This is a genomic window from Micromonospora sp. AMSO1212t (genome assembly GCF_008868145.1).
GTDB lineage: Bacteria > Actinomycetota > Actinomycetes > Mycobacteriales > Micromonosporaceae > Micromonospora > Micromonospora tulbaghiae.
Genome location: NZ_WBKS01000001.1, coordinates 44,275 through 65,425 on the forward strand (window position 1 = coordinate 44,275; position 21,151 = coordinate 65,425).

Here is a 21,151-nt window from a genome sequence, read left to right on the forward strand (position 1 = left end):
GGAGGCGGGCCTCCACACCGGTCAGAAGGCGGCGAACCGGGGCAGCAGCAGCCCGGCGCCCTGGTCGGCGGCGATCCGCGCGCCGAGGTTCCACTCCGCGCGGTCGCGCCGGGCCGCGCCGCGGATCCGGTGCAGCTCCGCCACGAAGACGTGCTCGCCCACGCGGTCCGCCAGTGCCAGCGCCTCCTCGGCCAGCGTCGCCGCGGTGTCCGGACGGCCGCCGGTCAGGTACGCCTCGGCCATCGCGCAGAGTGTGATGGTCCGGGTGGACCGCAGCCCGGGCCGGTAGAACTCCTCGGCGGCGGCGCGCATCGCGTCGAGCCGTCCGTGGTCGCCGCCGCGTGCGGCGGCCCACTCCAGGAAGTACGCGCCGGTCGCCGTCATGTGCGGCAGGCCGGTGGCCCGGCCGATGTCGCGGCACCGTCGCCCCGCCGCGTCGGCCGCGGCGACGTCGTGTTCCTGCATCGCCAGCCAGGCGGCGTAGAGCGCCGCGTTGGCCCGGCCGTACGGGTCGTCGAGTTCCTCGGCGAGGGCTTCGGCGGCGGCGATGTCGGCCCACGCGCCGGCCGGGTCGCCGCGCATCGAGCGCACGAGCGCCCGGAAGTTGTGGCAGGCCAGCACCGGACGTCGCCCGACCTCGCGGCGCAGCAGCGCCCGGTCGACGGCACGCAGCCGATCGATCCCCGCGGTGAGCCGCCGCTCGCCCTCGGCCTGACGACCGGTGAAGTAGCCGATCGCGCCGAGCAGGTACTCACCGGCGACGGCGATCAGCCCGCTGCCGTCGTCGGGCGCCCGTACGAGCCGCCCGGCGAGGTCGGCGCAGATCGCGAACTCGGCCCGGTTGGCGGCCAGTTCGCCGAGCACCCAGAGCGCGTGGCGGATGTCGGTCTCCGGCCCCACCAGCGTCAGCAGCTCGCGGGCCCGGGCGCAGACCCGGTCGACCGCGTCGCTGCCGATGCCCACTGTCATCTGGAGCAGCGCCGCGCGGTGCAACTGGACGGTCAGCTCGGTGACCGCCGCGTCGGGCGTGGCCCGCGCGGACGGAGCCAGCCGGAGCGCGGCGCGTTCCAGGTGACCGAGGGCGTCCTCGTAGGCGACCCGGCGGGTGGCGTCGTCGGCGGCGCGCAGCGACCACCGCAGGTGATCCTCGCCGTGGCCCAGCCCGACCGCCTCACCGTAGTGGTGGGCCAGCTCCGCGGGCGCGGTGCCGGCCGACTGCTCGTACGCGGCGGCCAGCCGGGCGTGCAGCGCGGCCCGGCGCGGCGGCACCAGCTCGGCGTAGGTGACCTCGGCGATCAGCGGATGGCGGAACGCGAGCGCGCCCGGCCCGGTCTCGACCACCAGAGCGGCCGGGTACGCCGGGGCGAGTTCCTCGGCGACCGCCTCGGCGGTGCTGTCCAGCGCCGCCGCCAGCACCGCCAGGTCCAGGTCGTGTCCGGCCACGCTGAGCAGGTCGAGGCATCGCCGGGTGGGGCCGGGCAGTCCGGCCAGCCGCAGCCGCACGGTGTCCCGGATGTTCGGTGGCAGCTCCGGGTCGGTGCCCGGGTCGGTCCGGGACCGCAGCAGCTCGGTGAGGAAGAACGGGTTCCCGCCGGTCCGGGTGACCAGCCGGGTCACGACCGGCTCCGGTGGCGCCTCGCCGGTGCGGTCCCGGACCAGGTCGGCGACCGCTGCGGCGTCCAGCCCGGCGAGCCGGACCTGACCGAAGCCGCGCCCGCGCACCAGCTCGGCGACGGTCGCCACCAGGGCCGGATCGTCGTCGTACGGCCGTAGGGTGGCGACCACGAGCGCCCGGGACGCGGGCAGGGCGGCGGCCAGGAACCGCAGCAACAGCAGGGAGTCCGGGTCGGCGGCGTGCAGGTCGTCCAGGACCACGAGCAGCCCGCGTTCCCGGGCCGCCGCGTGCACCAGTTCGGCCACCGCCTCGTACACCTGGAACCGCGCCGTGGGGTCCAGGCCGCGACCGTCCGCCGGGCCGCTCGGCGCGCCCGCGGCGAATCCCTCCAGCCGGCTCGCCGAGCCGGTGGCGTGGGCCTGCGGCATCGCCACCAGCGCGCGTACCACCTGGCTCCACAGCCAGAACGGCGGCGCCTGCCCGACGTCCGGACAGCGACCCCAGACCACCGGGACGCCGGTCGCGGTGGCGCGTGCGCTGAGCGCCGCGGCGAGGCTCGTCTTGCCGATGCCGGCCTCCCCCACCAGGGTCAGAACCCGCCCGCCGTGCCCGGTGGCCGCGTCCAGCGCCTCGCGCAGCCGCTCCAGCTCCGCGTCCCGGCCCACGAGCGGGCCGCCGTCGCGCTCCGGCCAGGTCGCACGTCCGGCCTCCACCGGGTGGCCGGCGTCCGCGGGACTGCTGTGGTCCGGCGGTACGGCCTGGTCCAGGATCAGCCGGTGCACCGTGCGGATCTGCTCACCGGGGTCGAGCCCGTACTCGCCGGCCAGGATCCGGCGGCCCTCGTCGAAGACCGCGAGCGCCTCGGTCTGCCGCCCCGAGCGGTACAGCGCCAGCATCAACTGCGACCGGGCGCCCTCGCGCAGCGGATTCGCCGACACGAACCGGCGCAGCTCCGGCAGCAGCGTCGCGGGCCGGCCCGCCGCGACGGCGGCGGTCAACCGTCCCTCCTCGGCGCTCAACCGCAGCTCGGCCAACCGGGCCGCCTCCGGACGCACCGCCGCCAGGTCGGCCACGCCCGCCAGCGGCTCACCGCGCCACAGTGCCAGCGCCTCGGTGTACGTCCGCTCGGCGGCCGCCGGCTGCCCGGCCGCGAGCGCGTCCGCCGCCCGGTCCACCAGGGCGCCGAACCGGATCGCGTCCACCGCGTCGGAGTCGACCCGCAGCTCGTACCCTCGGGGGTGGCTGCGCAGGATGCGCGCCGGCTCGCGGTGGGACCGTTCCGGCTCCACGGCCCGCCGTAGCCCGGCGACGTACGTGCGCAGCGTGGTCTGGGCGCTGGCCGGCGGTCGTGCGTCCCAGAGCGCGTCGACCAGCCAGTCGGCGGCGACGAACCGGTTCGGCCGCAGCAGGAACAGGGCGAGAAGTGCCTGCTGCTTCGGCCCGCCGAGGGGCACCACCCGCCCGTTCCGGACGACCTCCGGCGGACCCAGCACCCGGAACTGCACAGTCACCTCGACGACGACCTCATCGTGTCCGGAGCCGGGTCAGGCCGCCGCCGCCATCTCACGCAGCTTGAGCACCGAACGCCAGTTGCGGGTCGTCCCGACCACACCGGTCTTCTTCTCCACGAAGGCGTTGCCGAGCTTGCTCCGCCCGTACCCGTCCGGTACGTGCACGAACACGTCCCGGCCCAGCAGCGTCAGCGTCCCTGTCTCGCCGGGCGGGGAGGCGAGCGCCGCCTGCTTGTCCGCGCCCGGATCGCTGCTGAGCATGGTGACGAGCAACTTCGTCTGATCGGTCTGCACGGCGAGATAGGGATTGGCGGCGATCATCGCGTCGAGTTCGGGCAGGCTGCGCAACAGCACCGGCACGTCCCGGCCCCACCGCTGCGTGACGGCCCGGCCGATCTCGGCCAGGATCGCGGCCTCGTCGGTCTCCGGGCAGCCGAACACGACGTTGCCGCTCTGGATGTAGGTCGCCACCCGATCGAAGCCGCAGGAGACGAAGACCTCCTTCAGCTCGGCCATCGCCATGGAACTGGCGCCACCGATGTTCACCGCGCGCAGCAGAGCGACGTATCTCGCCATGACCGAGGATGGTAACCGGCCGGGCCGCCGCCGTGGTACGTCCGCGACGTCGACGCACCGGGCGGTCGTCGCCTGCGTACGCTGTCCGGGCAGGCTGACGACACCGGCCGGCTGCCTCCGACCACCGCGGCCACCGGGGTGCGAGCCGGTCCCGGACACAGACATCGAGGTGGGAGATGCCGCAGCTGAACCCGGTCGTGGCGCAGCGCGCCGAGGCCGTCGCCGTCGCGGCCCTCGCCGTCGTCGTGACCGTCGCGGCCGGATACCCGTGGTGGTCGCTGCTCGCCCTCTTCCTCGTCTTCGACCTGTCCATGCTCGGCTATCTGCGCGGGCCGCGCGTCGGCGCCGTCTGCTACAACCTGGCGCACTCGTACACGCTGCCGGCGGCGCTCGGCGTCGTGGCCGTGGCGGCGGCCGCGTCCGGCGACCGGATCGACTGGCTCGGCGTCCTGGCCGTCGCGTGGGCGTTCCACATCGCCGTCGACCGCGCCCTGGGCTACGGCCTCAAGACGGGCGAGGGGTTCGAGCACACCCACCTCGGCCTGATCGGGAAGTCCCGCCGCACCGGATCGGCCACCGACGGACGCTGACGGCCCGGTCACGGGCGCGTCGGCTCGCAGTTCGCGCTGGTCAGCCGGACCGAGTACTCGCGGTCGTCGGACGTGATCCCGGAGGGCACGCCGTCGAAGTGGGTCTCCACCTTCTCCCAGCCCCGGCGCTGCTCGTAGTGCAGGTGCGGGGCGCCGGAGTTCCCGGTGCTGCCGACCCGACCGAGCTGGTCCCCCCGGGCCACCCGCTGACCGGCCCGCACCGACGGCGGTTCGAGCAGGTGCAGATACTGCGTCTCCCACTTGCCGCCGTGGTCGATCTTGACCCAGTAGCCGCCGCCGCGCCCACGCGGCCCGTCGGGATCCTGCGGCGTACGACCGCCGAGCGAGCCGTTGATCCCCGCCACCGTGACGGTGCCGGCGGCGGAGGCGAGCACCGGCCGCCCCCACTCCTCCCCCGAGGTCGGGAAGAGGTCGACGTCGTAGTCGTCGTGCCCCGGATAGGTGGACAGCCGCCACGTCTCGCCGCAGGCCACCGGAAGCTGGAAGTCCGGTCGCGGGCCGGGCGGCCGCAACAGCGGCACCACGACCACCGCGGCGGCGACGAGCACCGCGAGGACGCCGGCGATCAGCAGGACGCGCGGGATGCGGCGGCGCGGGCGGCGGGAACGGTGTGGACGCTCGGTGGTCATCGGTTCGAGCATGACAGGCCGTGCTGTGGACAGCCGCCGCGCTTCCCGAGGTCTACCCGCTCAGCCATCGGGCGACGAGCCGGTGGTCCGCGTCGGTGAGGCCGCGGCGTGCGTCGACGCGGTGCAGGAGCGCTGAACCGCTGTGGTTCCCCGTCACCCACCTCCGGTCGGCGTCGGCGATCTCGTCGTCCAACCAGACGAACCGGCGTCCGGCGGCCCACTCGACGAGCCGGCGCGTCTTCCAGTGCAGCCGGCCACCGTCGTCGTCCTCGTCGTCCGGCCAGTCGACGACCGGCAGCGGGGGCAGGCCGAGCCGCGGGGCGAGCACCTCGTTGGCGTCGTGCATCCAGGTCGTGGCCCACACGAGATCACACGGCAACGCGGCCAGCCGGCGGCCGTGTCCGGCGTCGAGACCGGCCAGCAGCGGGTTGGTGCCGTCCTCCGACGGCCCGGCGGAACCGCCGAAGGGCAGGAGTGTCCCGTCGACGTCCAGGAACAGCAGCGGACGGCCGGTCCCCACCGGCCGTGACGAGGGGTTCGCGGGCCCAGTCGTCATCCGGGCGTCAGGTCAGCTCGATGACGGGCCGGGTCAGGATCTCGTCGGCGTACCCGTCCTCGGAGGCGAGCCACTGGCCGAACTCCTCGTCGCGGTACGCGGTCGCGAGGGTGAGCCAGCCCAGGAAGAAGCCACTGCCGCCACAGGTGGCACCACCGCCGTCGCCACCGCACACGACGGTGCGCTCGGTCGTCGCCTCGTGCCGGTAGGGGTCCTGCCCGATCGCCAGGCCCCACAGGTTCTCCTGCCGGTGCGGGCCGGTCTCGTGGTCGTACGGATAGCCGTCGCCGGGGCAGTCGTCACCCCAGCGGAACAGCGTCGTCGCACCGGCGCCACACGCCCACTCCCACTCGTCCGGGGTGGCCGTGCGCAGGCCGAGGCTCGCGAGCCCGGCCATCGCCTCCTCGTACGAGACGTCGCGGATCGCCCGCGCGCGCACCACCTGCCCGGTCCGGTCGAACTCGACGGTCAGTCCGTCACCGCCCGATCCGACGGTGCGCACCCCGCCGACCCGCCCTCCGGCCGACGCGACCAGTTCCCGCACCCGGGGGTCGTCCGGCGCCAGCGGAATCTCGCACGGGTCGAACGCGTCCACCGCGACCAGCATCGCCGGCATGTCGACGCCGCGGACGGGCGACGTCATCGCGTCGACGTACTCGGTCAGCGACGGAAGCCCGAACTCGGCGGCGCTGTCGGCGTAGTCGGCGGCCTGGCGCGGATCGGGCCGGAACCGGCCCGCGTCGTAGTCGAGCGTCGGCCGGCCGCCGGGCACGAGCGCGAACCGCATCCCGCCGCGGTCGAACAGCGCCGTCCGGTGCGACCGCCCCGCGTACGCCGTGTTCCGCACGGCGAGCGCTGTCAGCTCGTGCCGCTCGGCGATGTCCTCGGCGATCCGGCCGGCAGCGCCGTCGGAGAGATCGTTCCACTGCGCGAAGCTGAGATCGGCGTACGGCACCGCGAAAGGATAGCCACGGGCTCCGACAGTGTCCGGGATGCCCGCCGGCCCGCCTCCACCTTCGAGACGGGCCGACGCGGGCACGGCGCGGTCAGGCTTCGTCGACGTCCGTGGTGAGGGCCAGCTCGCGACCGGCCTCGATGTCGCCGAGCAGCGCCGCCACGCGGGCCTTGGCCAGGTCGTAGGAGTCGGATCCGAGCACCTGGTGCAGCGGGGCATCGCCGCGTACGGCCACCTCGATGACGGCCGCCGCGGCCTTGACCGGGTCGCCGAGCTGGGTGCCGGGCATGGCCAGGTGTGCCTCGGTCATCTCGCGGATCGCCTCGTAGCCGTCGGTTGTGCGCGCCGGGAGGCCGAGCGACGACGGACGCAGGAAGTCGGTACGCGTGTACCCGGGTTCCACCACGTTGACCTTGATGCCGAGGTCTGCGACCTCGGCCGCGAGCGAGTCCGACAGGCCCTCCAGGGCGTACTTCGCCGCGCAGTAGAGGCCCCAGCCGGGGAAGGCGGTCAGGCCCAGGATCGAGGAGACGTTGATGATGTGACCGCTGCGGGCGGCGCGCATGCCGGGCAGGGCCGCGCGAAGCACGTTCCAGACGCCGAAGATCTGCACCTCGAACATCGTCCGGACCTCGGCGTCGCCGGCTTCCTCGACCGCGCCGAGGAAGCCGTAGCCGGCGTTGTTGACCACGACGTCGATCCCTCCGAAGCGGCCGGTGGTGGCGCGGACGGCCGCTGCCACCGCCGCCTCGTCGGTCAGGTCGAGTTCGAGCGGGAGCAGTCGCGCGCGGTCGACCGGTCCGAGGGCCGCGTCGAGGCGCGTGGCCGACCGGGTCGTCGCCGCGACGTTGTCACCCCGCTCCAGCACCTGCCTGACCAGTTCGAGGCCGATGCCGCGGGAGGTGCCGGTGACGAACCAGGTGGCCGGACCGTCGGTCGGGAAGGACATGAGAGCTCCTACGTCTCGGTGTCGTCGCGTCCCCGGCTGGGGAACACGTCCCATGCTGCGGACGAGGGAGGGCCGAGAACACGGTGAGGCAGGCCCAGCGCTGCCGGGGAACGACGTACCCACCCAGGCGGTGTCGCGGGCGTCGCCCGCGGCCGATCATTGAGTCATGGCGGGACACTCGGACCTCGGCCGGTTCCTTCGTCGGTGCCGGGCCGACCTGACTCCGGAAGCGGCCGGCATCGCCGCCGCGACGCAGGGACGCCGCGTCCGCGGACTGCGCCGCGAGGAGGTGGCCCTGCTCGCCGGCGTGAGCGTCGACTACTACACCCGGCTCGAACAGGGCCGGCACACCAGCCCCTCGGCGGCGGTCGTCGACGCACTGGCGCGGGTCTTCCGGCTCGACGCCGCCGCCCGCGCCCACCTCGCCGACCTCGCGCGGCCGGCCAGGCGCGGCAGCCAGCAGATGCCGGCCCAACGGGTACGCCCGGCGATGCACCAGCTGATCGCCTCGATGACCGAACACCCCGCGCTCATCCTCGGGCGCCGTACGGACGTGCTCGCCTCCAACGCCCTCGCCCGTGCGCTCCTCACCGACTGGACGCTGCTCCCGCCTCGGCACCGCAACTACATCCGGTGGGTCTTTCTCGACCCGGGCGCCCGCGACGCCTTCCCGGACTGGCCGACGGTGGCCGCCGACGTGGTCGGCACGCTGCGCCTCTACGCCGGCCGTCATCCCGACGATCCGCGGCTCGGCGAACTCGTGGGCGAGTTGAGCATCAAGAGCCCGGAGTTCCGTACCTGGTGGAACGGCCGCCATGTGCACGAACGCACGCACGGCACCAAGCGGATGAACCACCCGGCGGTCGGGCCGATCACGCTTCGCTACGAGGCCCTCGCCCTGCCCGGCGACCCGGACCAGACGCTGTTCGTCTACACCACCGATCCCGGCAGCCCGTCGCACGACAACCTGCGCCTGCTGGGATCCCTGACCGCCCGGACCAGGACCGCGCCCGGCAGGGCCGCGTCCACGCCGAGCCCGCGGACGCACGAGGCGCCCGGCGCGAGCACGACCGGACCTGCCGACAGCCCGTGAAGCGCGTCACCACGACATCTGCCGATAAGCTGCGGCCATGCGATCGGCGCGGCTGGAACGGACGCCGATGATCGCCGGTCCGGACGACACGGATGCCTGCACGGTGTGGGTCGCGGACGTCGCCGCCGAACGGCCGTTCCACAGTGACCTGCTCGACCCGGACGAGCGTGGCCGCCGCGCCGCCCTGCGCCGCCCCGCCGACCAGGCCCGGTTCACGATGGCCGCGGCGATGATCCGGCTGGTGGCGGCCGGCCTGACCGGGACGCCGCCCGCCACGATCGCCGTGGACCGCCGCTGTCCCGGTTGCGGGCGGGCGCACGGCAAACCCCGGCTGCCCGGCACCGGCCTCGAGGTCTCGGTGTCGCACTCGGCGGATCGGGTGCTGCTCGCGGTGACCCGTGCCGGCCCGGTCGGCGTGGACGTCGAGCGGATCACCGACGCCGACACCTCCACGCTCGCCGGCCGGGTGCTCGCGCCGGGTGAACCGGTACGCCGGCCCCGGGACTTCTTCGTCTACTGGTGCCGCAAGGAGTCCGCGGTGAAGGCCACCGGCGACGGCCTGCGCGTCCCGCTGTCCGAGGTGGTGGTGCGGCCGGCCGATGCGCCGGCCGGCCTGCTGTCCTACCGGGGGTCGCGGCTCACCGCCGCCATGGCCGACCTCGACGTCGGGCCGGGCTACGCCGCGGCGGTCACCGTGCTGACCGGCCGTCCGGTACGGGTGTGGCTGCGCGACGCGGGCACGGCGCTCGCCGAATAGGTTCACAGCCGGCGCGAAGTGCGCAATTCTGGGCAGACACGGAGCGAATCGCTGCCCAGCGTGGGTGAACGCGACACCGCACCGACGCCTGATCGAGAGTGAGGCCACATGTCCCTGGACCCGTTGCTGCTGGATATCATCCGTTGCCCGGACGAACCGGACGCGATGTTGCGGCACGACGCCGACCGACAGCAGCTCACCTGCGTCTCGTGTGGCCGGGTGTTCCCCGTCCGGGGCGGGGTGCCCGTCCTGCTGCCCGCGTCCGCCCCCGGCAGCAGAACCGGAAAATAGACAAGATTGAGCGTTGCTCGCCTCCCGAAACTGCCAGGGTGACCGCAGCGATCCCCGACGGGAGGTGATTCCCATGAAGAAGCTCGTCGTTCGCAAGCTGGAGACCGTCAAGACCAGCGCTGCCGCCGCCTGCGCCAGCGTGAACTGACACCAGCAGCTCAGGTAACGGCAGGGGTCCGTGCCGGTCGACCGACCGGGGTGGACCCCTGTCGCTGTGTCCCATCCAGAAAGGACGGCTGCACGCGATGACTGCCTACCCCGCTGATTCCCTCGTCACCGTACGACCCTTCGCCCAGCGCCCGGACGGGGACATGGTCGTCATCGGCGACCTCGACCGACAGGTCTTCCTGAGCATTCCGGCCGAGGGCCTGGACATCCTCCAGAACCTTGCCGACGGCGCCACGGTCGGTGAGACCGTCCGGCGCTACCGCGACAAGTACCACGAGACACCCGACATCGACGACTTCCTCGACGTGCTGACGGAGGAGGGATTCGTCGCGCCCGGCTCGGCGACCGCATCCGTCGCGGGCTCGGACGCCGCGCCCGCGTCGAACGTCCGCTGGAGCAGCCACCTGGAGTGGTTGTCGTACGAGACGTGCCGGCGCCTGGTCAGCATGCCGGTGCTCGTCGCCGCCGCCGTCGTCGTTCTCGGCGCGCTGGTGCTCGTGGCCCTCGACCCGGGCGTGCTCCCGTCGGCCACCGTCCTGGTGTTCCGGGACAACTTCGCCGTCTCCATGACGCTCACCGTGATCGTGATGCTCGCGGGCATCATGGTGCACGAGTTCGCGCACGTCATCGCCGCCCGCGCCGCCGGGATCCCGGCTCGCATCGGGATCGGGCACCGGCTGTACATCATGGTCATCGAGACCGACATGAGCGGGATGTGGCTGGCGTCCCGGCGCGAGCGGCACATCGCCTTCCTGTCCGGCCCGATCGTCGACGCCGTCTTCGCCTCCGGCATCATCGCTGTCCTGTACGCGGCCCGGCACGGCGCCCTCGAGCTGTCGCCGTTCGCCGCCCAGCTGACCGCCGCCTTCCTCTGGACCTACCTGAGCCGGCTGTTGTGGCAGTGCTTCTTCTTCCTGCGCACCGACTTCTACTACGTCTTCTCGACCGCGACGGGCTGCCGGGACCTGAAGGCGGACACCGAGAACTTCCTGCGTAACCTGCGGGCCCGGGTGCTGCGCATCGGCTCCCGCGTCGACCAGTCGGGCATCCCCCGGCGGGAGATGCGCGCGGTGCGGGCGTACTCCGGTTTCTTCCTGCTGGGCAACGTCATCACCATCGCCGCGCTGCTGTTCGTCACGCTGCCGATCCTGTACGGGTACGGCGTGGAGATCGGCCGGTTCCTCACCGGGCGGCCCAGCGGCTTCTCGTCCATCGACTTCATCGTCCTGTTCGTCCTGGCCGCGATCATCGACGGCGGCGGCCTGTTCCTCTGGCTGCGCAGCCTCTACCGGGGCTTCCGGGCTCGCCGCGCCGCGGCCGCCCAGCCGGCTGCCGCCACCACGGCGGAACCCCCTGTGACGTCCGCGGCCCGCTGACCGGGTGGGGTGCGGAAACGGCGGCAGCGCCCGCGAACGGCGGGCGCTGCCGGTGGGGACGTCGGAGGCTACGAGGTGACGGCGTCCGTGTTCTGCGCCTCGGCCGCGGCCTTGCGCCGCTCCGCCTCGGCGAACCAGTCGCGCATCCCGCCCTCGATGCCGGCGGTCTGCCGCCAGATGCGGCCGTCGCGCAGCACGTAGGTGCCGAACCCGACCTCCGCCTCCCCCATGACGGTCATCTCGGATCGCACCATGATGGTGTCCTCCGACTCGGCGTACTCCAGGAGCTTGACGGTGTCGGCGCCGAGCCCCATGTAGCCGCCGAAGGTGGCACGGATCTCGTCGTGCCCACGCAGGACGCCCTGGAACCGGACGACCACGGCCTCCGGGTGGTACGTGTCCATGACACCTTCGACGTCGCCCCGGGCCAGGCAGTCCACCTGGCGGGCGAAGACGGGATGGACGTTGTCGGGTAGCTGCACCACGCCGGATCCTCCTTCTTCCGCTGCGACGGCCCACGGCGGCCGTCGTCGCACGGTATCGGCGGGCGCCGGGTGCCCGGCGCTCAAACTTGAGCAGCGCCGGTGCCGACAATGGAGGGACATGGACCACGTCCTCGACCGCGCCACCCCACGCCCCGTCTACCCCGCCGGAGGGATCAGCCCATGGACACCGCCGACGACCGAGTCGTGACCTTGCCGGAACTGATGAACCGACAGCTCGACCGGCATCCCGACGCCGTCGCGCTGATCGTCGACGGCGAGCAGTACCTGCGCTACGCGGAGTGGGACCGGCGTGCCGAAGCGGTCGCCCGTACGCTGCTGGACCGGGGCGTGCGCCCCGGCGACCGGGTGGCGTTGCTCGCCGCGGCCCCCGACTGGATCGAGTACGCGGTGGCGTACCTGGCCGCCAAGAAGGTCGCGGCGGCCACCGTGCACCTGTCCGAGGCGCTCGTGCCCGCCGAGATCGAACGCCGGCTGGCGCTGTGTGAGGTCAGCGGCGTGCTGTGCACCTCCGGTGTCACAGCGCCCGAGCAGGTACGGCGTCCGGCGGGCGCCTGGGTGGCGACGGTCGGTGCCGACGATCCGGAGCCCGCAGCCGGCGAGCCGGTGCGCGTCACCGGCGACCCGGACGATCTCGCCGAGATCATCTTCACCTCGGGCACCACGGGTGACGCGAAGGCGATCGCCGTGACCACCCGGATGCTGACCTGGGGGCTCGATCTCGAGGAAGACGTCGTGGAGATCGAGGGCGTCGCCGAGATGGCGCTGTACGGCAATCCGATCGGGTCGAGCCCCGGGATGATCGTGGTGATGACCCCGATGGTGGCGCATCCACCCGTCGCCCTGGCGGTGACCCGGCACGATCCCGACTTCCTCGGCGGACTGATCGAGCGGCTGCGCGTGCAGGCCCTGTACGTGCCGCCCGCGATCGCCGGCCGGCTCGCGGACGCGGCGATCGACGCACGGCACGACCTGTCGTCGGTAGTCGAGTTCACCACGTCGTCGTCGGCGCTGCCCGTCCCGGTCACCGCGCGCCTGGCCGAGATGTTCCCGAACGCGACGATGAACCGGGCGTACGTGTCGCTGGAGTCGGTGCCGGCCTTCACGCGGATCACCACGCCGCCGTGGGCGACCCATCCGGACCGGGACTACTTCCAGCGACCGGAGGCGGCCTCGGTCGGCACACCGCGCTTCGGCGCCCGGGTGTCCATCCGGGACGCCGAGGGCAAGGAGCTGCCGCCGGGGCAGGTGGGCGAGATCTGGCTGCACACGCCGGCGCCACAGCGGCGGTACTACCGCAGCCCGGAGGCGAACGCCCGGACGTACGTCGACGGCTGGGTCCGGATGGGCGATCTCGGGCACGTCGGTGAGGACGGGCTGCTGTACGTCTTCGACCGGGTGGCCGACGCCATCCCGGCCGCGACCCGGCTGATCTCCACCCTGCCGGGTGAGGCGGCGCTGCTGCGGCACCCCGCGGTGAGCGAGGCGGCGGTGTTCGGCACCACCGACCCGGTCACCGGCCACCAGGTGCCCGCGGCCGCAGTGGTGCTGCGGTCGCCGGCCACCGACGCGGACCTGACCGCGTTCGCGGCCGGCCTGCTGCCGCCGGACGAGGTGCCGGTCGTGTTCCACCGGCTGGAGACGCTGCCGCGCGGCACGCTCGGCAAGGTGCTCAAGCGCGAGCTGCGCCGCCGGTTCCCGACCGCGCCGCTGCCGGTCACCGCCCCCTGACCCGGTACGGCGGCACACGGCCGCCGTACCGGGTTCCGCCGGTCAGCCGGAGCCCGCCGCGACGGGCTCCGGCTCCGGCGCCTCCTGTCCGGGCCGGCGCAGCAACGCCAGCAGCGGCGCCGCCATCGCCGTCGACACCAGCGCCATCAGCACCAGCATGGTGAACAGCTCCGGGGTCAGCACGCCGATGTCGAGCCCGATGTTGAGCACGATGAGCTCGGTCAGGCCCCGGCAGTTCATCAGGGTGCCGATCTGGAGGCCGGTGCGCCAGTCGGTGCCGACGGCCCGCGCCGCCACCGCCGTGCCGACGAACTTTCCGACCACCGCGACGAGCAGGACCACCCCGGTCCACGCCCAGAGCGACGCGTCCAGCCCGAGCGACCCGATCTCGGTGCGCAGGCCGCTGGAGACGAAGAACAGCGGCAGCAACAGCGACATGGTCAGCCCCACGACGGCCTTGCGCACCCGGTTCGACCACCGGCTCTCGGCCGGGCAGATCAGCCCGAACAGGAACGCGCCGAAGATGGCGTGCACGCCGATCAGCTCGGTGAACCAGGCGGACGCGAACAGCCCCACCAGGGCGACCAGCACGGCCAGGTCCGGGCGCGCGTCCAGCACCGGCCGGGCCCGGCGCAACAGCGGACGTACCCCGCACAGCAGCACCGCGGTGAAGGCGGCCGTGAGCGCCACGGTCATGGCGACCCCGGCCGTGGTTCCGGCGCTGACCAGCGCCAGCACCATCGCGAGCAGGAACCACGCGGTGACGTCGTCGACGAGGGCGCAGGTGAGGGCGAGGGTGCCGATCCGCGTGCCGTGCAGCCCGGTGTCCTGGAGGATGCGGGCCAGCACCGGCAGCGCGGTGACGCTCATCGCCACCCCGACGAAGATCGCGTACGAGGCGATGCCGACCTGCGCCGGCCGGAACTGGTCCGCGGCCACCAGCGCCAGGCCCACCCCGAGCATGAACGGCAGGGCGATGCCGACGTGACTGACCACCACGGCGAGCGACTCCTGACCCCGCAGCCGGGCGGCGTCGATCTCGAGGCCGGCCAGGAAGACGAAAAGCACCACGCCGAGCTGGCCGAGGATGCCGATCTGCGGCAGCACCGAGGCCGGCAACAACGTCCCGGTGGCGTCCGGCCAGAGCGCGCCGAGCACGGACGGGCCGAGCACGATGCCCGCGGCGATCTCGCCGATCACCGCCGGCTGCCCGATCCGTGTCACCAGCCGCCCGGCGATCTTGGACGCGACGACCACGACCACGATGGCCATGAGGAGCTGAGCGAGCGTGCCGGAGTCGACCTTCGCGTCGGCCGTGCCGGACCCGGCCGGGTTGTCCGCCCGGCGCAGGAAGTAGTAGGCGAGCAGGGCGGGGACGACAACCATACCCAGGTAGATGACCGCGGCCCGGGCCTTGCCCAGGGGACGCATTCTGATCGGCGGCACCGCCATCGGGACCTCCTCTCCCAGGTCCCATCTGCTCACCCCACCGAGGTCCGGATCTGCTCACTATTGAGCGACACCCGCCGGTGCCACGGTGTTAGCTCCAGTCATGCCCGAGGACCTGCTTGCCCTGCCCACCGACTGGTCTCGCGCCCTGGCCGTGGTGGCCCACCCCGACGACCTGGAGTTCGGCGCCGCCGGCGCGGTGGCCGCGTGGACGGCGGCCGGCAAGACGGTGGCCTATCTCCTGGTGACCCGGGGCGAGGCCGGCATCGACGCGATGGCGCCCGCGGAGGCGGCCGCGGTGCGCGAGGCGGAGCAACGCGACAGCGCCGCCGTCGTCGGCGTGACCGATGTCGAGTTCCTCGACCACCCGGACGGCACCGTCGAGTACGGCGTTCCGTTGCGCCGGGACATCACCGCGGCGATCCGCCGCCACCGCCCGGAGCTGATCGTGACGTTCAACCACCACGACCGCTGGGCCAGTGGCAAGCTCAACAGCCCGGACCACCGTCACACCGGGCAGGCCGTCCTCGACGCGGCCGGCGACGCCGGCAACCGGTGGGTCTTCCCGGACCTGGGACCGGAGCCGTGGGGCGGGGTCCGGTACGTGGCCGTCGCCGGCTCCCCGGTGCCGTCGCACGCCGTCGACATCACCGACACGATGGACCTGGCGGTCGCCTCGTTGCAGGCCCACCGGGCCTATCTGGAGGGTCTGGGGCCGACCATGTCGGACGTACGAGGCCCGCTGACGGCGATGGCCGAGGCGAACGGCGCGCGCTTCGGCGGACGGCTGTCCCTGGCTTTCGAATTGCTGAGTCGTTGAGCTCACGGAGAGGTTGCCCACACTATGCTGGACCGCATGGCTGACACCGCACCACCGGCAGAAGACCAGAAACACGAACCGGTGGTCAGCGAGGCCGCCACGAACTACGACCGGGGCCACGGCGGCGAGGAGCGCGGCCGTGAGGTCGGCGCCGAGCTGGCCCCGCACCTCGTTCCCGGCCCGGTCGCCGAGGTGGGCACCGGCACCGGTCTGATCGCGTTCGGTCTCCGCGAGCTCGGGCACCCGGTCGTCGGGGTGGACATCGACGGCGAGCTGCTGACGGGGGCCTACGCACGGCTGGGCCCCAGCGTGGTGCAGGGTGACGCGCAGGCGCTGCCGTTCGCCACCGGATCCCTGTCCAATCTGGTGTACGTGCACGTCCTGCACCTTCTCGACGACATGCCCGGCGGCCTGGCGGAGGCGGTGCGGGTGCTTCGTCCGGGCGGGCGGCTGGTCGCCGTGCACGGCGTGCCGACCACCGATCTCGGCGACATGGCCGAGCCGTTCGCGCCGCTGGTGCCGCTGACCTACCTCAAGGACGAGCCGCACTGGCTGGACCCGGCCGCCGAGGAGGCGGGGCTGCGCCTGGTGCACCGTGGCCACGCCGGCGGCTACGAGGGCGGGATGAGCCCGGCGCAGTACGCGTACAGCATCGAGAAGAAGTTCTGGTCCTACCTCACCGACATGGACGACGAGACGTGGCGCACCACGGTGGTCCCGGTGATCGACGGCCTGCGTGCCCTGCCCGACCCCGACCGTGAGCGCAACCTCCAGTGGCACGTCCACCTCGGGGTCTACGCCCGCGACTGATCCACCACTGCGACAGACGAGAGCCGGGCCGGTCTTCACCGGCCCGGCTCTCGTCTTGTCACCGCGCTACCAGACGACCTGGAGCGCCTCGATGCCGTGGATGAACCGCTCGTCACCGCGGAAGTGGATCTCGTCCGGGGTCTGCGCCGGACGCAGCCCGGGCAGCCGACGGAACAGCGTCGCGAACGCCACCTGGAGTTCCACCCGGGAGATGAACTGCCCGACGCACAGATGGATGCCGTGGCCGAAACCGAGCTGCTCGCCGGCGTCGCGGGCGATGTCGAACCGGTCCGGGTCGGGGAACACCCGCGGATCCCGGTTGCCGGAGGCGAACACCACCAGCAGCCCGTCCCCCGCGCGGACCATCTGGCCACCGACCTCCACGTCCTCCATCGCCACCCGGCGGCCGCCGAACTCGACGACGGTCTGGTGCCGCATGAGCTCCTCGACGAAGCCGGGGACCAGAGCGGGGTCGTCGAGCAGCGCCTGACGCTGGTCGGGGTGCTGGTCGAGCACCACCAGACCGAGCGGGAGCTGATTGGCCGTCTGCTCGAAGCCGACCAGGATCATGACGGTGACGAACCCGACGACCTCCTCCCGGGTGAGTTCGCCGGAGCGCTCCTGGCCGTGCACGAGCCGGCTCAGGACGTCCTCGCCCGGTGCCGGCAGTTCCGCCTTCTCCTCGGCCAGCCGGTGCACGTACGCGACCAGCTCGTCCCGGGCCGCCTGCCGCGCCGCCCGGCCGATGCTCTGCTGGTCCATGATCCGGGTGCGCTGGAGGATGAACTCCGCGTCGGAGTGCGGCGCGCCCAGCAGGTCGCACAGCACCCGCATGGCCATCGGCCGCGCGAACGCGGCGACGAAGTCGACCGGTTGCCCCTGGGCGATCATCTCGTCGAGCGTCACGTCGACGACCTGCTGCACCGCCGCGCGGCTGCTCTCGGCCCGCCCCGGGGAGAACTCGCCGGCCAGCGCCCGGCGCAGCCGCGTGTGCTCCGGCGGGTCCATGGTGAACGGGACCCCGGCGCCGGGCGGCTTGGTGGTCATCCGGGCCGGGAAACCCTGGCGGGTGAAGTCGGCGCTGAACCGGCTGTCGCGCAGCACCGCGCAGATCTCCTCGTGCCGCGTCACCAGCCAGACCCTGGTGCCGTCCATCCGCAGCTCCACCTGCCTCAGCGGCTGGTCGAGCAGGGCGACCAGGTCGGCGGGCAGATCGAGTGGTTCCTCTCGACGCATCGGGAAGGTGGGCGTGGTGGTCGTCGTCTCCATGTTGGGCTCCCGAGAGTCGGCGCGTCCGTCACAGACCGGATTGCGACACGCTGTCATTTCACCGGTGCCGCCGGCCGCTCAAATGTGAGCACCGGCGGGCCCGTGCTCAGGGCACGGTTCCGACGCTCTCGGCGTCCGCCACGACGCCGTCGGCGACCCGCAGCACGGCGCCACCCATCCGGCGTACCACCAGGTCGTCGTGAGTTACCACGACCACGGCGACGCCGGTGTCCCGCCGGAGGCGGTTGAGCAGGTCGAGTACCGTCGCCGCGACCGTGCGGTCGAGCGCGCTCGTCACCTCGTCGCAGAGCAGCACGTCCGGCCGGGCCGCCAGCGCGCGGGCCAGCGCGACGCGTTGACGTTCGCCGCCGGACAGCTCGGCGGGCCGCCGGCCGGCGTGTTCGGCCGAGAGCCCGACCTGTTCGAGCAGGTCCACGGCGCGCGCCGCGGCCTCGTGCGGGGCGGCGAGACGGAACTGACGGATCGGACGCGCCACGATCTGCCCGACCGTGTGCCGCGGGTTCAGCGAGTCGTACGGATTCTGCGGCACGAGCTGAAGCCGGCGGCGTTGTTCGGCGCTGCGCCGGGCCACGGACGGCGCGACGTCGTCCCCGGCGAGCTCGATGCTCCCGGTGCGTGCGGGCACCAGCCCGGCCACCGCCCGCAGAAGCGTGGTCTTGCCGCTGCCGGAGGCGCCGACGACACAGACGCAGCCGCCGGGCGCCACCTCCAGGCCGGCGCCGGTGAGCACCGGACCCGTTCCCGGCAGGTCGACCGACAACCCGCGCACCCGCAGGATCGGCTCGGCGTCGCGGGGATCGTGGTCCGACGGTCCGGGCGCGGCGGCGGCGACGAGCGCCCGGGTGTGCGGGTGGACCGGCGCGGTCAGGATGCGCGCGGCCGGCCCGGACTCGACCATCGCGCCGCCGTACATCACCACGACGGTGTCCGCGACCGCGGCCACCGCGGCGATGTCGTGGGAGACGATCACGGCCGCGGTGCCGGACGCCCGGCAGATGCCGGTGAACTCGGCCAGCAGCCGCGCGGTGTTGGCCGGGTCGAGGGCGCTGGTCGGCTCGTCCAGCACCACCAGCGCGGGTTCGTGCGCCAGCGCGATGGCCAGCGACAGCCGCTGCAACTGACCGCCGGACAACTGGTGCGGCCAACGGCTCCGGAAGGCCGGGTCGTCCGGCAGGTTGGCCCGGCGCAGCGCGGCGGCGGCCCGCTCGGCGCGCTGCGCGCGTGGCACGCCGCGTGCCCGCAGCACCTCGTCGATCTGGTCGCGCACCCGCAGGTGGGCGGGCATGGCGGTACGGGGGTCCTGCGCCACGTACGCGGTGTGGTCGGCCCGGAACCGGCGCAGGGACCGCTCCCGGAGGCCGGTCAGCTCGGTGCCGAGCACGTTCACCGCGCCGCGGGAGCGGACCAGGCCGGGACGGGCGTGACCCAGCAGGGCGAGGGCGGTCGTGGTCTTGCCGCTACCCGACTGCCCCACCAGAGCCAGCACCTGTCCCCGCCCGACGGCCAGGGTGACGCCGTCGACGACGGCCCGGCCGTCCGCGACCGTCTCGACGGTCAGGCCGCTGACCGACACGACCGCGTCCGGCACCGTGTCGGCGCCCTCGTCGGCCGCCGGGGCGCCGGCCGACATGGCCGGCCGGCGACGGAACCGTGGCACCCGGACGCCCTGCGACGACCCGACCAGCCGGTCGGCCAACACGTTCGCGCTCAGCAGCAGGGTCAGCAGGATCACGGCCGGCGCCAGCACCGCGAGCGGTTGCAGGCCCAGCCCGCCCCGGTTCTCGAAGATCATCAGCCCCCAGTCGGGGGACGGCGGCTGCACGCCCAGGCCGAGGAAGCTGGCCGTCGCCACCGCGTACACGGCCGAGACGAACCGGACTCCGGCGTCGGCCGCCAGCACCGGCGTGAGGTTGGGCAGCACCTCGCGCCCGAGGATCGACATGGTCGACTCGCCGCGGGCGACGGCGACCTCCACGTAGTCGTGGGCGAGCGCCTGCCCGGTGGCCGTCCGGGTCAGCCGGACGACGTCCGGCAGCAGCACGATGACGATGGCGACCGCGGCGCCGAACACGCCGCGGCCCAGGCCCGTCACGACGACGGCCAGCAGCACCAGCGCCGGCAGGCCCATCAGGACGTCGGCCAGGCGCATCACGACGGTGCCGGTCCAGCCGCCCCGGAATCCGGCGAGCATCCCGGCGGTGGCGCCGGCCAGGTACGTGAGCACCAGGACCGCCACCGCCACCAGGGCGAGCGTCTGGCCGCCGGCGAGCACCCGGCTCAGCACGTCGGCGCCCAGGTAGTCGGTGCCCAGCGGCGCCTTCGCGCTGGCCGGCGCGAACGGCATGTCGACGCTCTCGGTCGGGTCGTGCGGTGCCAGCAGCGGACCGAACAGGGTCAGCGCGGCCACCAGCACGAATGTCACAGCGGCGGCGACCGGACGGCGGCGCCGGGTGACCGGCCCGAGACCGGTGGCGGGACGAATGGCGACGTCGGTCATCGGGGTACCCTCCGCAGCGGATCGAGCAGCGTGCCGACCACGTCCCCGGCGAGGTTCACCAGCACCGTGACGGCGGCCGCCAGCAGGCCGACCGCCTGCACCACCGGCACGTCCCGGGACGCCGACGCCACCACCAGGGCCGAGGCGAGGCCCGGATAGCCGAAGAGAGTCTCGGCGATCAACGCGCCGCCGAGCAGGAACGTGACGTACCGCGCGAACAGCGGCACCACCGGCGGCAGCGCGGCCGGCAGGATGTAGCGCCACACCACACGCCGCTCGACCACGCCGTTGAGCCGCGCCGACTCGGCCGCCTCCCCCACCGCGCTCTGCGCGACGCCGGCCCGCACCACCCGGGTGTTGTGGGCCAGACACACCGTCAGCAGGGTGATCACGGGCAGCACGAGGATCTCCGGCCGGTCCAGCGGGCTCTGCCCCGGCGGCAGGAAGGACACCGCGGGCAGCCAGCCCAGCTGGACGGCGAACACCACGGCGAGCAGCGTGCCGGTGACGAACTCCGGTACCGACATCAGCGTCAGGGTGCTCTTGGACACCGCCCGGTCCGCCAGCCGGCCGGCGCGCAGCCCCGCCCAGGCACCCAGGACGACGGCGAGCGGCAGCAGCAGCACGGCCGCGAGCCCGCCGAGCAGAAGCGAGTTGCCGGCCCGCGCCGCGACGATGTCCGCCACCGGGACGCCGCTGGCGTACGACACGCCGAGATCGCCGCGGAACAGGCCGCCGAGCCACTCGACGTAGCGCAGCGGCGCCGGGCGGTCGAGTCCCAGTTCCGCGCGGCGTGCCTCGATCGCGGCCGGCCCGGCGTCCGGGCCGAGACTGGCGCTGGCCGCGTCACCGGGCGCGATCTCGGTGGCGACGAAGACCACCACCGAGACCGCGAACAGGACGAGCAACCCGGCCACCAGGCGACGTGCCGTCATGACCACGACGACACGCCACAGCGGGCCGG

Annotated in this window: 19 protein-coding genes; 8 read left to right on the forward strand and 11 right to left on the reverse strand. The window is 73.5% G+C overall.

The features are described 5' to 3' along the window. Nucleotides 1-21 precede the first annotated feature (21 nt). Nucleotides 22-3,126 carry a BTAD domain-containing putative transcriptional regulator gene (locus F8279_RS00110; RefSeq protein ID WP_225853049.1) on the reverse strand — a complete coding sequence of 1,035 codons (3,105 nt, stop codon included), beginning with the start codon at nucleotides 3,124-3,126 and terminating at the stop codon, nucleotides 22-24. A 33-nt stretch (nucleotides 3,127-3,159) separates the two neighbouring features. Then, entirely contained in the window at nucleotides 3,160-3,702 is a 543-nt protein-coding gene (locus F8279_RS00115) for a DUF1697 domain-containing protein (protein ID WP_091416528.1), read from the reverse strand. Between the two features lie 176 nt (nucleotides 3,703-3,878). Here F8279_RS00115 and F8279_RS00120 point away from each other — a divergent pair, with 176 nt between their 5' ends. Beyond that, nucleotides 3,879-4,292, forward strand: a complete 414-nt coding sequence (locus tag F8279_RS00120; RefSeq protein ID WP_091416525.1) for a DUF4260 domain-containing protein — start codon at nucleotides 3,879-3,881, stop codon at nucleotides 4,290-4,292. Between the two features lie 8 nt (nucleotides 4,293-4,300). Here F8279_RS00120 and F8279_RS00125 read toward each other — a convergent pair whose 3' ends face one another. From F8279_RS00125 to F8279_RS00140, 4 genes are all read right to left on the reverse strand, one after another. After that, on the reverse strand, nucleotides 4,301-4,942 hold the full coding sequence (locus F8279_RS00125; RefSeq protein WP_151498696.1) for a M23 family metallopeptidase: 642 nt from the start codon (nucleotides 4,940-4,942) through the stop codon (nucleotides 4,301-4,303). A gap of 52 nt (nucleotides 4,943-4,994) precedes the next feature. Next, a complete protein-coding gene (locus F8279_RS00130) occupies nucleotides 4,995-5,462 on the reverse strand; it encodes an HAD domain-containing protein (RefSeq protein WP_225853050.1) in 468 nt (155 codons plus the stop codon). A 43-nt stretch (nucleotides 5,463-5,505) separates the two neighbouring features. Next, nucleotides 5,506-6,453, reverse strand: coding sequence for a hypothetical protein (locus F8279_RS00135; protein ID WP_151498698.1), 948 nt, complete (start codon nucleotides 6,451-6,453; stop codon nucleotides 5,506-5,508). 91 nt (nucleotides 6,454-6,544) lie between these two features. Continuing rightward, nucleotides 6,545-7,402: an SDR family NAD(P)-dependent oxidoreductase gene (locus tag F8279_RS00140; RefSeq protein WP_151498699.1), complete on the reverse strand. Its 858-nt coding sequence runs from the start codon at nucleotides 7,400-7,402 to the stop codon at nucleotides 6,545-6,547. Between the two features lie 166 nt (nucleotides 7,403-7,568). On the opposite strand from F8279_RS00140, the gene F8279_RS00145 reads away from it, so the two are divergent. From F8279_RS00145 to F8279_RS00160, 4 genes are all read left to right on the forward strand, one after another. Continuing rightward, nucleotides 7,569-8,495 (forward strand): helix-turn-helix transcriptional regulator, encoded by a 927-nt coding sequence (locus F8279_RS00145; RefSeq protein WP_151498700.1) that lies wholly within the window; start codon nucleotides 7,569-7,571, stop codon nucleotides 8,493-8,495. 37 nt (nucleotides 8,496-8,532) lie between these two features. Then, nucleotides 8,533-9,252 (forward strand): 4'-phosphopantetheinyl transferase superfamily protein, encoded by a 720-nt coding sequence (locus F8279_RS00150; protein ID WP_151498701.1) that lies wholly within the window; start codon nucleotides 8,533-8,535, stop codon nucleotides 9,250-9,252. Between the two features lie 108 nt (nucleotides 9,253-9,360). After that, nucleotides 9,361-9,543 (forward strand): Trm112 family protein, encoded by a 183-nt coding sequence (locus F8279_RS00155; protein ID WP_151498702.1) that lies wholly within the window; start codon nucleotides 9,361-9,363, stop codon nucleotides 9,541-9,543. 245 nt (nucleotides 9,544-9,788) lie between these two features. Continuing rightward, nucleotides 9,789-11,087 (forward strand): M50 family metallopeptidase, encoded by a 1,299-nt coding sequence (locus F8279_RS00160; RefSeq protein ID WP_139135436.1) that lies wholly within the window; start codon nucleotides 9,789-9,791, stop codon nucleotides 11,085-11,087. A 68-nt stretch (nucleotides 11,088-11,155) separates the two neighbouring features. Here the strand turns inward: F8279_RS00160 and F8279_RS00165 are convergent, their stop codons facing one another. Beyond that, nucleotides 11,156-11,572: a nuclear transport factor 2 family protein gene (locus tag F8279_RS00165; protein WP_175438659.1), complete on the reverse strand. Its 417-nt coding sequence runs from the start codon at nucleotides 11,570-11,572 to the stop codon at nucleotides 11,156-11,158. 180 nt (nucleotides 11,573-11,752) lie between these two features. Here F8279_RS00165 and F8279_RS00170 point away from each other — a divergent pair, with 180 nt between their 5' ends. After that, nucleotides 11,753-13,321, forward strand: a complete 1,569-nt coding sequence (locus F8279_RS00170; protein WP_192580587.1) for a class I adenylate-forming enzyme family protein — start codon at nucleotides 11,753-11,755, stop codon at nucleotides 13,319-13,321. 42 nt (nucleotides 13,322-13,363) lie between these two features. Here the strand turns inward: F8279_RS00170 and F8279_RS00175 are convergent, their stop codons facing one another. Then, a complete protein-coding gene (locus F8279_RS00175; RefSeq protein WP_151498705.1) occupies nucleotides 13,364-14,773 on the reverse strand; it encodes a cation:proton antiporter in 1,410 nt (469 codons plus the stop codon). A gap of 100 nt (nucleotides 14,774-14,873) precedes the next feature. Here F8279_RS00175 and F8279_RS00180 point away from each other — a divergent pair, with 100 nt between their 5' ends. Then, nucleotides 14,874-15,590 (forward strand): PIG-L deacetylase family protein, encoded by a 717-nt coding sequence (locus F8279_RS00180; protein ID WP_151498706.1) that lies wholly within the window; start codon nucleotides 14,874-14,876, stop codon nucleotides 15,588-15,590. Between the two features lie 36 nt (nucleotides 15,591-15,626). Beyond that, complete coding sequence (locus F8279_RS00185; protein ID WP_175438657.1) at nucleotides 15,627-16,400, forward strand: class I SAM-dependent methyltransferase; 774 nt, start codon at nucleotides 15,627-15,629, stop codon at nucleotides 16,398-16,400. A 66-nt stretch (nucleotides 16,401-16,466) separates the two neighbouring features. Here the strand turns inward: F8279_RS00185 and F8279_RS00190 are convergent, their stop codons facing one another. The 3 genes from F8279_RS00190 to F8279_RS00200 all read right to left on the reverse strand — a co-directional run bounded on the left by F8279_RS00190 (nucleotide 16,467) and on the right by F8279_RS00200 (nucleotide 21,122). Then, nucleotides 16,467-17,669, reverse strand: coding sequence for a cytochrome P450 (locus tag F8279_RS00190; protein WP_175438656.1), 1,203 nt, complete (start codon nucleotides 17,667-17,669; stop codon nucleotides 16,467-16,469). 106 nt (nucleotides 17,670-17,775) lie between these two features. Next, complete coding sequence (locus tag F8279_RS00195; protein WP_091416480.1) at nucleotides 17,776-20,187, reverse strand: ATP-binding cassette domain-containing protein; 2,412 nt, start codon at nucleotides 20,185-20,187, stop codon at nucleotides 17,776-17,778. After that, a complete protein-coding gene (locus tag F8279_RS00200; RefSeq protein WP_091418385.1) occupies nucleotides 20,184-21,122 on the reverse strand; it encodes an ABC transporter permease in 939 nt (312 codons plus the stop codon). The genes F8279_RS00195 and F8279_RS00200 overlap by 4 nt, the downstream gene beginning before the upstream one ends. Nucleotides 21,123-21,151: the final 29 nt, after the last annotated feature.